The sequence below is a fragment of the Pseudorhodoferax sp. LjRoot39 genome, from assembly GCF_964253035.1.
Taxonomy (GTDB): Bacteria; Pseudomonadota; Gammaproteobacteria; order Burkholderiales; family Burkholderiaceae_C; genus Pseudorhodoferax.
Genome location: NZ_CAXUQL020000001.1, coordinates 492567 through 505794, shown reverse-complemented (window position 1 = coordinate 505794; position 13228 = coordinate 492567). Strand labels below are relative to the sequence as shown.

At 70.4% G+C, this 13228-nt stretch carries 12 protein-coding genes; 7 read left to right on the top strand and 5 right to left on the bottom strand.

Annotated features, from left to right (window positions below):
* The first annotated feature begins 61 nt into the window (after positions 1-61).
* Entirely contained in the window at positions 62-1321 is a 1260-nt protein-coding gene (locus tag ACSQ4M_RS02380) for a M20 aminoacylase family protein (RefSeq protein ID WP_436188078.1), read from the top strand.
* Between the two features lie 158 nt (positions 1322-1479).
* On the opposite strand, the gene ACSQ4M_RS02375 is transcribed toward ACSQ4M_RS02380, so the two are convergent.
* Positions 1480-2082, bottom strand: coding sequence for a porin family protein (locus tag ACSQ4M_RS02375; protein WP_436188077.1), 603 nt, complete (start codon positions 2080-2082; stop codon positions 1480-1482).
* A 190-nt stretch (positions 2083-2272) separates the two neighbouring features.
* On the opposite strand from ACSQ4M_RS02375, the gene ACSQ4M_RS02370 reads away from it, so the two are divergent.
* From ACSQ4M_RS02370 to ACSQ4M_RS02350, 5 genes are all read left to right on the top strand, one after another.
* Complete coding sequence (locus ACSQ4M_RS02370) at positions 2273-2956, top strand: response regulator (protein ID WP_436188076.1); 684 nt, start codon at positions 2273-2275, stop codon at positions 2954-2956.
* Positions 2953-4425, top strand: coding sequence for a sensor histidine kinase (locus tag ACSQ4M_RS02365; RefSeq protein WP_436188075.1), 1473 nt, complete (start codon positions 2953-2955; stop codon positions 4423-4425). Before ACSQ4M_RS02370 ends, ACSQ4M_RS02365 begins: the two co-directional genes overlap by 4 nt.
* An 83-nt stretch (positions 4426-4508) precedes the next feature.
* Entirely contained in the window at positions 4509-5471 is a 963-nt protein-coding gene (locus ACSQ4M_RS02360) for a Bug family tripartite tricarboxylate transporter substrate binding protein (protein WP_436188074.1), read from the top strand.
* Between the two features lie 37 nt (positions 5472-5508).
* Entirely contained in the window at positions 5509-6744 is a 1236-nt protein-coding gene (purT, locus tag ACSQ4M_RS02355) for a formate-dependent phosphoribosylglycinamide formyltransferase (protein WP_436188073.1), read from the top strand.
* 85 nt (positions 6745-6829) lie between these two features.
* Positions 6830-7948 carry a mechanosensitive ion channel family protein gene (locus ACSQ4M_RS02350; protein ID WP_436188072.1) on the top strand — a complete coding sequence of 373 codons (1119 nt, stop codon included), beginning with the start codon at positions 6830-6832 and terminating at the stop codon, positions 7946-7948.
* Here ACSQ4M_RS02350 and ACSQ4M_RS02345 read toward each other — a convergent pair.
* The gene (locus tag ACSQ4M_RS02345) at positions 7863-8846 is read right to left on the bottom strand and encodes a LysR substrate-binding domain-containing protein (RefSeq protein ID WP_436188071.1); all 984 of its coding nucleotides are present in this window, start codon (positions 8844-8846) and stop codon (positions 7863-7865) included. The two genes, ACSQ4M_RS02350 and ACSQ4M_RS02345, sit on opposite strands and share 86 nt — an antisense overlap.
* 94 nt (positions 8847-8940) lie before the next feature.
* Between ACSQ4M_RS02345 and ACSQ4M_RS02340 the strand changes: the two genes are divergently transcribed.
* Positions 8941-10107, top strand: coding sequence for a mandelate racemase/muconate lactonizing enzyme family protein (locus ACSQ4M_RS02340; protein WP_436188070.1), 1167 nt, complete (start codon positions 8941-8943; stop codon positions 10105-10107).
* A gap of 5 nt (positions 10108-10112) precedes the next feature.
* Here the strand turns inward: ACSQ4M_RS02340 and ACSQ4M_RS02335 are convergent, their stop codons facing one another.
* The 3 genes from ACSQ4M_RS02335 to ACSQ4M_RS02325 are packed head-to-tail and all read right to left on the bottom strand — an operon-like array spanning position 10113 to position 13223.
* The gene (locus tag ACSQ4M_RS02335) at positions 10113-10517 is read right to left on the bottom strand and encodes a phage holin family protein (RefSeq protein WP_056655256.1); all 405 of its coding nucleotides are present in this window, start codon (positions 10515-10517) and stop codon (positions 10113-10115) included.
* A 36-nt stretch (positions 10518-10553) separates the two neighbouring features.
* Positions 10554-11720, bottom strand: a complete 1167-nt coding sequence (locus tag ACSQ4M_RS02330) for a diguanylate cyclase (protein ID WP_436188069.1) — start codon at positions 11718-11720, stop codon at positions 10554-10556.
* 6 nt (positions 11721-11726) lie between these two features.
* On the bottom strand, positions 11727-13223 hold the full coding sequence (locus ACSQ4M_RS02325; protein WP_436188068.1) for an AMP nucleosidase: 1497 nt from the start codon (positions 13221-13223) through the stop codon (positions 11727-11729).
* Positions 13224-13228 lie beyond the last annotated feature (5 nt).

The following is a 13228-nucleotide window of genomic DNA, read 5'->3' as shown; positions in this document are numbered from 1 at the left end:
AAGCCCGGCGCCCTGGTGCGCGGCCACCCAGCTCCCAGGCCCTCACCAGGCCTTCCCACCCATGCAATTGATCGACACCATCGTCGCCGAACACGACGCCCTGCAGGCCGTGCGCCGCGACATCCACGCCCATCCCGAACTGGCCTTCGAGGAGACGCGCACGGCCGACCTTGTGGCCGAGCTGCTGACGGGCTGGAACATCCCCATCCACCGCGGCCTCGGCAAGACCGGCGTGGTCGGCACCGTGCGCTGCGGCAACTCGCCCCGCACCATCGGCCTGCGCGCCGACATGGACGCGCTGCCCATGGCCGAGCACAACCGCTTCGCCCATGCCAGCCGGCACGCCGGCAAGATGCACGCCTGCGGCCACGACGGCCACACCACCATGCTGCTGGGCGCGGCCCAGCAGCTCGCGCGGCTGCGCGATGCGGGCGGCTTCGACGGCACCGTGCACCTGATCTTCCAGCCGGCCGAGGAGCATGGCGGCGGCGCACGCGAGATGCTGCGCGAGGGGCTGTTCGAGAAGTTTCCGTGCGAGGCCGTGTTCGGCATGCACAACATGCCGGGCATCCCGGTCGGGCAGTTCGCGATCTCTGCGGGGCCGGTGCTGGCCTCGAACAACGAGTTCAAGGTGACGATCCGCGGCAAGGGCGGCCATGCCGCCATGCCGCACCTGGCGATCGACCCGATCCCCGTGGCCGGCGCGATGATGCAGGCCTTCCAGACCATCATCAGCCGCAACAAGAAGCCGCTGGAGACGGCCGTGATCTCCGTGACGATGATCCACGCCGGCGAGGTCGCCAACGTGATCCCCGACCAGTGCGTGATGCAGGGCTCGGTGCGCGCCTACACGGCCGAGACGCTGGACCTCATCGAGCGCCGCATGCGCGAGGTGGCCGAGCACCAGGCGGCCGTGTTCGGCGCCAGCGCGGTCTTCGAGTTCAAGCGCAACTACCCGTCCACCGTGAACCACGCGGCCGAGAGCGCGTTCGCGCGCCATGTGGCCGAGGGCGTGTTCGGCGCGCCGAACGTGGTCACGCAGGTGCCCATCATGGCGGCCGAGGACTTCTCGTTCATGCTCGAGCAGGTGCCGGGCTGCTACGCCTTCATCGGCAACGGCGACGGCGAACACCGCCTGCCCGGCCACGGCGACGGGCCCTGCCTCGTGCACAACCCCAGCTACGACTTCAATGACGCCTTGCTGCCCATGGGCGCCAGCTTCTTCGTGCGGCTGGTGGAGCGCTGGTTCGCGACGCCGGCCCCGGCCGGTGGCGCTGGCGGCACCGCAGGCGCGGCCGGCGAGGCCGCTGCGCCCGGCTGAAGCGCCGGCGTACCGGCCGGGGGCACGGGCGCGTCGTGGGGCGGCTTGTGCCATGGCAGGCCGCTGACCAGCCGGTGGACTGCCACCGCGCGCAGGATCAACGGAAATCGGGGCTTGCCGGTCCAGACGATGGGCATCATGGGCGCGCGCCGGGTCGTTCAGAAGTTCGCACGCAGGCCGACCGTCAGCATGCCGCCCTTGGCGTGGCGCGACAGCTTGGTGAAGTGGTCGTAGTCGGCCGTGAGCGACATGGTGGGTGTCAGCTTGTACTCGGCGCCGATGCCCACGATCGCGCCCGTGGCGCTGCCCGCCAGGCCCTGCCTCGCGGGGACCTGCGTGCCGCCACCCGTCACCTTGCCGCGCGCCACGCCCAGGCGGCCATGCAGCACGAAGGCATCGCCGAGCGGCAGCTGCGCGGTGGCTGCGGCATAGAACGCGCGGCCCTTGCCTTCGTCGCGCAACGCTGTGCCGTTGACCGTGGTCCATTGCTTGGCCCGGCCCAGGTGTGCATAGCCCAGTTCGGCACCGAAATGCTCGGTCAGGCGGTAGCCGCCGTAGAGCTTGAAGGCCGTGCCGTGGGTGTCGCGCTGCAGGCCGCCTGGCGGCCTCGGGGTGTGGGCCGAATGCAGGCTGTAGTTCGAGGCGCCCATCGTGGCGCCCACATAGAACTGGCTGTCGCGCACGGGTTCGGCCGCATGCAGGGCCGTCGCGCCGGTGGCCAGCAGCAGGGCGGACAGGGAAATGCAGGAACGAAGTGGCATGGGAATGGTTCTCCAGGTTGGTGGTGTGGTCGGTCCGACAGGAGGGCCGTGGCGGCGCAGCTCCTGCGGTCCGGGCAGTCTCGAAGCGCAATCTGAACGCCACCTCAGCGTTGCCTGAAGATCGGATGAAGGGTGCGTCCTTCCCCGCGCCTTCAGGCTTTCTTCACGCGGTCCGGATAGATTGCGTGCCATGAACATCCTGCTCGTGGAAGACGACCTCGATCTGGGCAACGGCGTGCGCATCGCCTTGCAGGACCAGGGCATGGCGGTGGTCTGGGTCCGGCGCGCCAGCGATGCGGCGCGCGAGCTGGAGGCCGGCCTGTGCGACCTCGTGCTGCTGGACCTGGGCCTGCCCGACGGCGACGGCCTCCTGCTGCTGGCCCGCCTGCGCCGTGAGCGGCAGGGCCTGCCGGTGCTGATCCTGAGCGCGCGCGACACGCTGGACGACCGCCTGCGCGGCCTGGACGGCGGCGCCGACGACTACCTGGTCAAGCCCTTCATGCTCGCGGAGCTGCTGTCGCGCGTGCGCGCGCTCGTGCGGCGCAGCTACGGTGTCGCCGACGGCCTGGTCGAGGTGCGCGGCCTCTCGCTGCACCTGCCGACGCGGCGCGTGCGCGTCCACGACCGGCCCGTGGAGCTGTCGCGCTCGGAGTTCGAGCTGCTGTGCCTGTTGCTCAAGCGCGTGGACCGCGTGGTCACGCGCCGCTTCCTGCAGGAGCAGGTGCTGCCGGGCGCCCAGACCAACGAGAGCAATGTGCTGGACGTCCACATGTCCAACCTGCGGCGCAAGATCGGCGAGGGCTACGTCCGCACGGTCCGCGGGGTCGGCTACGTGATCGACCAGGCCGCGCCGCCTGCGGGAGGGCGCGCGTGAACGCGGCGGGCGGCCGCTGGCGTGCCGCCTGGGCGCGCTGGACGCAGCCCACGCTGGTGCGCCGGCTGCTGCTTGCGCAGATGGCCATGCTGGGCCTGCTCTGGAGCGTCGCGGTGGGCCTGCTGCTCTCGGAGGCCTTGAACAGCGACGGCCTGCACGACGCGCGTGCCACCTTCCAGGCCATTGCTTCGGTGGCCGAGAGCCTCGCCGACCAGCCCGAGCGCCAGCATGCCAGCCTGGCGGCGATGGAACGCGCCCTGCGCGAGGCCTACAACGACGAGCACGAAGCCGGCGACACCGGCGATTCCCCCATCCTGCCACGCCTGCTGGTCTGGCAGGCGGGGCGCCTGATCTACCACGCCGACGACGCGCCCGCCGAGTTGCGCAACAGCCGGCTCAACACGGTCGAGACCCTGCTCGCGCAGGACAAGCACTGGCGCGCGAGCACGCGGCAATCCGAGCACTCGGACACGCGTGTGATGCTCGCCATGCCGGCCGATGCGAAGCAACTGCTCATGACCTTCAACTCCCGCGGCTACTACCTGATGCCCCTGGTCATCTGCACGCCCCTGCTGCTGTTGCCGGCCTGGCTGTCGATCCGCCTGGCGCTGCGCCCATGGCGCGACGTGGGCCGCGAGATTGCCGCGCGCGGCCCGCAGGACCTCGCACCGCTGGCCTTCGTGCCGCGCCACCGGGAGTTGCGTCCGCTCGTGGACAACGTCAACGGTCTCATGCAGCGCCTGCGCGACAGCGCCACGCGGGAGCGCAACTTCATCGCCGATGCGGCGCACGAGTTGCGCACGCCGATCGCGGCCATGCGCGTGAACGTCGAGGCCCTGCTCGCGCAGCCGGAGCTCACGCCGCGCCAGAGCGAGCTGCTGCAGGGCGTCTCGCGCAGCAACGACCGCGCGACGCGGCTCGTGGGCCAACTGCTGCGGCTCATGCGCAGCAGCGCCGACGCGCATGCCATGGTGCACGAGCGCCTGGCGCTCGACGCGCTGCTGCAGGACCGGCTCGCGGCGCTGTCGGTCCTGGCCCAGGCCCGCGCGGTCGAGCTCGCGCTGGACGTGTGCGATGCCGATCTGTGCGTGCTTGGCGAGCGCGAGGGCCTGACCTCCCTGGTCGACAACCTGGTCGAGAACGCCGCCAAGTACAGCCCCGCGGCAGGTGTGGTGCTGGTCTCGCTCGCACGCGACCAGGGGCAGGCCGTGCTGTGCGTGCAGGACCAGGGGCCAGGCATCGCGCCGGCCTTGCGCGCGCGCGTGTTCGACCGCTTTTACCGCGACCCGGACCAACTGCAGACCGGCAGCGGGCTGGGCCTGTCCATCGTGCGCGCGGTGGTCGAGCGGCACGGCGGGCGCATCGCACTGGACAGCGCCACGGCCGATGGCCGGGGTTTGCGCGTCACGGTGTGGCTGCCGCTGGCCGGGACGGAATCTGTGCAGGGCGGGCGGGCGCCGCAGGCCTGACCGCCGTGCGGCAGCCCGGGCGCGGAGCGGCCGCGAAAGCCTGCGATGATGCCGGCAGAACGCATTCCTCCAGGAGACATTCCATGCGATTTCGCCATCTGGCCGTGACGGCCTTCGCCCTGCTGGCGACGGCCACGGCCCAGGCCGCCTTCCCCGAAAAACCCATCCGCCTGGTCATCGGCTTCCCGGCCGGCGGCCCGCTCGACCAGCATGCGCGCCTGCTGGCCGACAAGATGCAGGCGGTGCTGGGCCAGCCCATCGTGGTCGACTACAAGTCCGGGGCCGGTGGCACCGTGGGCGCGCAGGACGTCATGAAGGCCGCACCCGATGGCTACACGCTGATGCTGGCCAACACCGGCGTGATGGTCATCAACCCGGCGCTGTACAGCCGCCTGCCCTACGCCACGCTCAAGGACTTCACGCCGATCGCGCGCACGGCCATGCAGCCGCTGGCGCTGCTGGTCACGCCGCAGCTGCCCGTCAAGACGCTCAAGGAGTTCGCCGACTACGCGAAAGCCAAGCCCGGCCAGGTCAACTACGGCTCGGCCGGCAACGGCGGCATCAGCCACCTGGTGCCCGAGATGTTCAAGAACGCGGCCGGGCTGTTCATGGTCCACATCCCTTACCGCGGCAGCGCACCGGCCTTCACCGACCTCATGGCCGGCCAGGTGCAGTTCATGGCCGAATCCATCCCGCAGGCGGCGGCCTATGCCAAGCAGGGCAAGGTGCGTGCGCTGGCCGTCACGAGCCGCGAGCGCAACCCGGCGCTGCCCGATGTGCCCACCGTGATCGAGTCGGGCTTCAAGGGCTTCGAGGTGGTGGGCTTCTACGGCTTTCTGGCGCCGGCCGGGCTGCCGGCCGATGTGACTGCCAAGCTCAGCGATGCCTTTGGCCAGGTGCTGAACAACCCCGAGGTGCGCAGCCGCATGGTGGCGCAGGGCGCGGATCCGGCCTATCTGGGCAGCGCGGACTTCGGCAAATTCCTGGCCGCCGAGATGCCGCGCTGGGCCGCGGCGGTGAAGGCCTCGGGCGCCAAGCTGGATTGATAATCGCGCGCTTCCTCCAGTCCTGCGCGCACACACCATGACCACCTTCGGCACCCCCCTGTCCCCCCACGCCACGCGCGTCATGCTGCTGGGCTCCGGCGAACTCGGCAAGGAGGTGCTGATCGCGCTGCAGCGCCTGGGCGTGGAGACCATCGCGGTGGACCGCTACGACAACGCGCCCGGCCAGCAGGTCGCGCACCGCGCCCACACCATCGCGATGAGCGATCCAGCCGCGCTCAAGGCGCTGATCGAAAAGGAAAAGCCCGACTGGGTCGTGCCCGAGATCGAGGCCATCGCCACGCCCGCGCTGGCCGAGCTGGAGGCAGCCGGCACCGTGCGCGTGGTGCCCACGGCACGCGCCGCGCGGCTGACCATGGACCGCGAAGGCATCCGCCGCCTGGCCGCAGAGACGCTGGGCCTGGCGACCAGCCCCTACCAGTTCTGCGACTCCTTCGAGGAGCTGCAGGCTGCCATCGACGCCGTGGACGGTGGAATTGGCTACCCCTGCGTCGTCAAGCCCGTCATGAGCAGTTCGGGCAAGGGCCAGAGCAAGATCGATGGCCCGGCCGATGTGCGCAAGGCCTGGGACTATGCGATGGCCGGCGGCCGCGTGAGCCATGGCCGCGTGATCGTCGAAGGCTTCATCGATTTCGACTACGAGATCACGCTGCTGACGGTGCGCGCCCGCGCCGCCGACGGCAGCATCGAAACCCACTTCTGCGACCCCATCGGCCATGTGCAGGTCAGCGGCGACTACGTGGAAAGCTGGCAGCCGCACCCCATGCACCCGGCCGCGCTCGAGAAGGCGCGCGCCATCGCCAAGGCCGTCACCGACGACCTGGGCCGTGGGCTCGACGGCCAGCCCGCGGGCCTGGGCCTGTTCGGCGTGGAGCTGTTCGTCAAGGGCGAGCAGGTCTGGTTCAGCGAAGTGAGCCCGCGCCCGCACGACACCGGCATGGTCACCATGATCACGCAGTGGCAGAACGAATTCGAGCTGCACGCGCGCGCCATCCTGGGCCTGCCGGTGGACACCAGCCTCAAGACGCCGGGCGCCAGCGCCGTGGTCTATGGCGGCGTGGACGCCCAGGGCATCGTGTTCGATGGCGTGGCCGAGGCGCTGCAGGTGCCGGGCACCGAGATCCGTTTGTTCGGCAAGCCCGAGAGCTTCGTGAAGCGCCGCATGGGTGTGCTGCTGGCGCGCGCTGCCGATGTGGAGCAGGCCCGCAGCAACGCCAAGCGCGCGGCCGCTTTGGTCAAGCCCCGCCTGCCCTGACGGTGGCCGCGGCGCGCGGTTGACGCGCCGCGCTATTTCTCGGCTCTCGAAGGCTCTTTGCTTGCGCCGCTAGGATGCCGCGCGTATGCAGAGTCAATGGAACGTTTTCGTCGCCTGGGCCGATTCCTCGGTGCTGGGCCTGGCGGTGGCAGCCGCCATTGCCGTGGTGCTGGCCTGGGTCGCGCACCGCGCGGGGGTGCTGGTGCTCACGCGCGTCACGCGCGGCATGCCGGTGGCCTCCACCGTGGTGCGCTTCGTGCGGCCGGCGGCGCGCTGGTGGCTGATGTTCCTCGCGCTGCAGGTGGTCTGGCAGGGCGCGCCCGACACCGTGCCCATGATCGACAACATCCGCCAGGCCAACAGCCTGCTGCTGCTGGCCTGCCTGACCTGGGTGGGCCTGCGCGCCGTGGCCGGCGTGGGGCAGGGCGTGACGGACCAGTACCCGCTCAACGTCGTCGACAACCTCAACGCGCGCCGCATCCACACTCAGGCGAAGGTGCTGTCGCGCACGGTGATGGTGCTGGTCGGCCTGGCAGGCGTGGCGCTGATGCTGATGACGATTCCGGGCGCGCGCCAGTTCGGCGCCAGCCTGCTGGCCTCGGCCGGCGTGGTCGGCCTGGTGGTCGGCATGGCCGCGCAGCCGGTGTTCGGCAACCTGATCGCCGGCCTGCAGCTGGCGCTGGCCCAGCCGATCCGCATCGACGATGTGCTGATCGTGCAGGGCGAGTGGGGCCGCGTGGAGGCGATCACGGGCACCTACGTGGTGCTGGCCATCTGGGACCAGCGTCGGCTCATCATTCCCTTGCGCTGGTTCATCGAGAACCCGTTCCAGAACTGGACACGCAGCAGCTCGGAGATCATCGGCACCGTGTTCCTGTGGGTGGACTACCGGTTGCCGCTGGAGCCCTTGCGGGCCGAGGCCCAGCGCCTGTGCGAGGCCTCGCCCGAGTGGGACGGCCGTTTGTGCAAGCTGCAGGTGACCGACACCAGCGAGAAGAGCATGCAGTTGCGCCTGCTGGCCACGGCGGCCGACTCGGGCAAGGCCTGGGACCTGCGCTGCTTCCTGCGCGAAGGGCTGATCGCCTTCATCGCTCGCGAGCACCCTGAATACCTGCCGCTCACGCGCGCCGAGGTGCGCGGCGAGGTGCGCGGCGAGGTGGGGCTGCCGCAGCCTCTGCCGGCACCCCCGGGCCAGCCGGCCTGACGCCCTCCTGCGGCCCGGCGCGCAGGCTGTCCAGCAGCAGCCGCGCGGCCGGCGCCAGCGCCTTGGCGTCGCGCACCGCCAGCACGAAGCGCCGCTTCGCCCAGTCGTCGGCCAGCGGCACCACGGCCAGGCCCAGCGGCTGCTCGAACAGCCGCGCCTCCTCGCGCGGGACGATGGCCAGCGCCAGCTGCGCCGCGACGATGCGGCAGGCCGCGTCCACCGTGGCGGCCTGCAGCCGCGTGCGCAGCGGTTTGCCGGCGATGGCAGCCTGGCGCTGCTGCGTGGTCTTCATGATGCTGCGGCCGAGGATGTCCACGTGCTCGTGGTCCAGCGTGTCGGCGAAGCGCAGGCGCTTGCGCCCGGCCAGCGCGTGGCCGGCGGGCAGCACCACGGCGAGCCGGTCTTCGCGGTAGGCGAAGCGCTGCAGCCGGCCCAGGTCCACCGCGTCCCAGCACACGCCGATGTCGGCCCGGCCTTCCTCCACGCCGCGCACCACCTCCCAGATCTCGCGCTCCTCCATGCTCACGCGCACCTGGGCGTAGTCGCGCGCGAAGCGGCCCACGTCCGCGGGCAGGAACTGCGCCAGCGCCGACATGCTGGCGAACACGCGCACCTGGCCCTGCACGCCCTCGGCATAGGCCGTGAGCTCGGCCTGCATGCGCTCGAGCAGCTGCAGCGCCTCGCGCGCGTAGCGCCACAGCGTCTCGCCGGCCGGCGTGAGCGCCACGCCGCGCCGGCCGCGCGCGAGCAGCGGCGTGCCGGCCTGGGCCTCCATCTGCGCGATGCGCTTGCTGACGGCCGAGGGCACGATGGCCTCGCGCTGCGCGGCCAGCGCGATGTTGCGTTCCTCGCAGACGGCGACGAACAGGCGCAGGGAGGTGGGATCGAACGGATGCATGGCATCTCCGAATGGAATGCTGGTGGAGAAAACATACCACTTCAGAGATTCCTGGAGCTTGCCTACGATGGCGCCACTTCAACAGGAACCCGCCATGCGCATCGTCAACATCCTCGAACGCACCGCCCCGATCGCCTCGCCGATCGCCAACGCCTTCATCGACTTTTCCAAGATGACGCTGAGCCTGGTGGCCGTCGTCACCGACGTGGTCCGCGACGGCAGGCCGGTGGTCGGCTACGGCTTCAACTCCAACGGCCGCTACGGCCAGGGCGGGCTGATCCGCGAGCGCTTCGCGCCGCGCATCCTGGAGGCCGCGCCCGACAGCCTGCGCGACGATGCGCGCGACAACCTCGACGCGCACAAGGTCTGGACCACGATGTTCAGGAACGAGAAGCCGGGCGGCCACGGCGAGCGCTCGGTGGCCATGGGCACCATCGACATGGCGATCTGGGACGCGGTCGCCAAGATCGAGAACAAGCCGCTGTTCCGGCTGCTGGCCGAGCGCCAGGGCACGCAGGCCGACCCACGCGTGTTCGTCTACGCGGCCGGCGGCTATTACCACCCGGGCAAGGGCCTGGAGGGCCTGAAGGCCGAGATGCAGGGCTACCTCGACCGCGGCTACACGGTGGTCAAGATGAAGATCGGCGGCGCGCCGCTGGCTGAGGATTGCGCGCGCATCGAGGCCGTGCTCAAGATGCTGCCGCCCGGCTGCCAGCTGGCCGTGGACGCCAACGGCCGGTTCGACCTGCCGACCGCCATCGCCTATGCCAAGGCGCTGCGCCAGTACCCGCTGTTCTGGTACGAGGAGGCCGGCGACCCGCTCGACTACGAACTGCAGGCCCGCCTGGCCGAGCACTACGACGGCCCCATGGCCACGGGCGAGAACCTGTTCTCCATGCAGGACGCGCGCAACCTGATCCGCTACGGCGGCATGCGCTCGGACCGCGACTGGCTGCAGTTCGATTGCGCGCTGAGCTACGGCCTCGTGGAGTACCTGCGCACGCTGGAGATGCTCAAGAGCTACGGCTGGTCGTGGCGCCGCTGCATCCCGCACGGCGGCCACCAGATGTCGCTGAACATCGCGGCCGGCCTGGGCCTGGGCGGCAACGAGTCCTACCCCGACCTGTTCCAGCCCTACGGCGGCTTTCCGGACGGCGTGCGCGTGGAGGCCGGCCACATTACGATGCCAGAGCTGCCGGGCATCGGCTTCGAGGGCAAGGCCGACCTCTACGCCGAGATGCGGGCCCTCTCAGGACACTGAGGAAACTAGAGCCAGTTGCCGGTGCCCTGCGGCATCTGGATCTGCTGGGCCGGGTCGCTGCCGCCGATGAAGGAGCCGATCACCAGGCTCAGCACCGAGACGAACAGGCTCGCGAACACCGCAGTCCAGAAGCCCGAGACGCGGAAGCCCTTGACCAGCGCGGCCACGAGCAGGATCACCAGCGCGTTGATGACCAACAGGAACAGCCCGAAGGTCACGAGCGTGAGCGGCAGCGTCAGCACGATCAGCAGCGGCTTGACGATGGCGTTGGCAAAGCCCAGCAGCAAGGCCGACACGACGAGCGCGCCGGTGCTGTCGAACTTCACGCCGCGGAAGATGTGGCTGGCGACCCACAGCGACAGGGCCGTGATGGCCCAGTGGATCAGGAAGGGAGAAAGCTGTTCGAACATCGGCGGATGCTACCAGCGGCTCCACCGGCCGCAGGTTCAGACCACCGTGTGGCCGGAACCGCTGTCGCCCATCAGCAGCCGGCCACGGCCACCGTGCTTGGCCTCGTAGAGCGCGGCGTCGGCGCGCGCCAGCAGCCCGGCCAAGGTTGCGTCGCCATCGGTCATGGCGGCCACGCCGGCGCTGTAGGACAGTGCGAAGCCCAGCTCTTCCTCGCTGCGCTGCTGCAGCCGTGCGCGCAGGCGCTGGTCGAAACCGCTGGCCGTGTCGCGCTGGCTGGAGGGCAGCACCACGCAGAACTCCTCGCCGCCGAGCCGGCCGGCCAGGTCGCCGGTGCGCCGCGTCTCGCGCAGCATCCGGGCGAACAGGCGCAGGGCGTCGTCGCCGCGGTCGTGGCCGTAGCTGTCGTTGATGTGCTTGAAGTGGTCCAGGTCCAGCATCAGCACGGCCAGTGGCTGGCGGTAGCGCTGGGCGTTGGCGAACAGCGCCTCGGCGCGCTCCATGAAGCCGCGGCGGTTCGGCAGGCCGGTCAGGCTGTCGGTGTTGGCCATGGCGCGCAGCCGGTCGTCGGCCTCGTCGCGCCAGGCCACCAGCAGCGCCACCGTGCCCAGCACCACGGCCATGTTGACGGCCACCGCGGCGGCGATGTTGACCGGGTTGGGCGACAGGAAGGTCGGGTAGGCCGCCGTGAAGAACGCGCCCAGCACGCCGCGCGCAGCGGTCAGCACCGCCATGACAGCGAAGCAGCCCAGCAGCAACAGCCGCCAGTGGCGGCCGGCATGGCGGCGCGCGACCAGCGTCGCCCGCGCCAGCAGCACCAGCATGGCCGCCAGCAGGAAGTTGGACCAGCCCACGCGCAGCGGGTAGTGGGCGAACGAGAACGCATAGCCCAGCGGCATGGCGATGGCCAGCACGCGCAGCGCCAATGCGCCGGGGCGCGGCCCCAGCCAGCCGCTCAGTGCGCGGTGCAGCATCACCAGGCTGGCGGACAGGCCGGCCATGGACAGCACCGACAGCACGTAGGAGGACACCAGGTACTCGGAGGCCACCAGCGCCGCCCAGCCGCCCGTGAGCAGCAGCAGCGCGCGCTGCGCCGCGCGTGCAGCCGGCGTCAGGCTGCGGCCCATGATGAGCGGCAGCGTCAGCGAGATGGCGACGAGGTTGACCATCGCCACCGTCATCAGAGACAGCGCGTCGAGCTGCACAGGGGCTTACTGGAACGCCACTTCCGCGAAGCTGCGCAGCTTGCGGCTGTGCAGCTGGTCGATGCCCTGGGCGCGCAGCAGCTCGGCGGCGCGGATGCCGATGCGCAGGTGCTGGTCCACGCGCTCGCGGTAGAAGTGGTTGGCCATGCCGGGCAGCTTGATCTCGCCGTGCAGCGGCTTGTCGGACACGCACAGCAAGGTGCCGTAGGGCACGCGGAAGCGGAAACCGTTGGCCGCGATGGTGGCGCTCTCCATGTCCAGCGCCACGGCACGGCTCTGGCTGAAGCGCAGCTGGGCCTTGTTGTCGGGCAGCAGCTCCCAGTTGCGGTTGTCGGTGCTGGCCACGGTGCCGGTGCGCAGCACGCCCTTGAGTTCCGGGCCTTCGAGCTTGGTCACGTCGCGCACGGCCTTCTCCAGCGCCAGCTGGATCTCGGCTAGCGCCGGAATCGGCACCCACAGCGGCAGCTCTTCGTCCAGCACATGGTCCTCGCGCACATAGCCGTGGGCCAGCACGTAGTCGCCCAGCTGCTGGGTGTTGCGCAGGCCGGCGCAGTGTCCCAGCATGATCCAGGCGTGCGGGCGCAGCACGGCGATGTGGTCGGTGATGTTCTTGGCGTTGGCCGGGCCGACACCGATGTTGACCATGGTGATGCCGGTGTGGTCGGGCCGGATCAGGTGGTAGGCCGGCATCTGCGGCAGCCGCGGCGGCGGCGCGCCGAAGGCATCGATGTCCTGCGGCGCGAGGTCCTTGCGGCGCGTGACCACGTTGCCCGGTTCGATGAAGGCGATGTACTCGCTGTTCTCGTCGGCCATGGCCTCGTGGCCCATGCGCACGAACTCGTCGATGTAGAACTGGTAGTTGGTGAACAGCACGAAGTTCTGGAACCAATCGGGCGCCGTGCCGGTGTAGTGGCGCAGCCGGTGCAGCGAGTAGTCCACGCGCGGCGCTGTGAACAGCGACAGCGGCTGCGGCTCGCCCGGGCGCGGGTTGTAGGTGCCGTTGGCGATGCCGTCGTCCATGGCCGCCAGGTCGGGCAGGTCGAACACGTCGCGCATGAGGCCGCGGCGCTCGGCGCTCATGCTGCCTTCCACATGGTCGTTCTCGGCGAACGAGAAGTGCACGGGGATGGGCTGGTTGCTGATGCCCACCTCCAGCGGCACCTGGTGGTTCTGCAGCAGCAGGCGGAACTGCTCCAGGTAGTAGTTGCCGTACAGGTCGGGCCGCGTCAGCGTGGTCTCGAAACGGCCGGCCCCGGCCACGAAGCCGTAGGCCAGGCGGTCGAGCTCGTCCTCGACCTTGGCGCGCGACAGCGTCTCGGTGTGCACGCGCACGAAGGGGTAGCAGGCCCGCACGTGGCCGGGCAGCGTCTCGCCGGCCACGAAGCGGGCCATGGCCTCGCGCAAATGCTCGATCTGCTGCGCATAGATGTTCTGCACCTGCGCCAGCGCGGCGGCAGGGTCGGTGTAGAGCGTCGGGGCGATGAAGGGCGGCAGATAGGGCATGCACG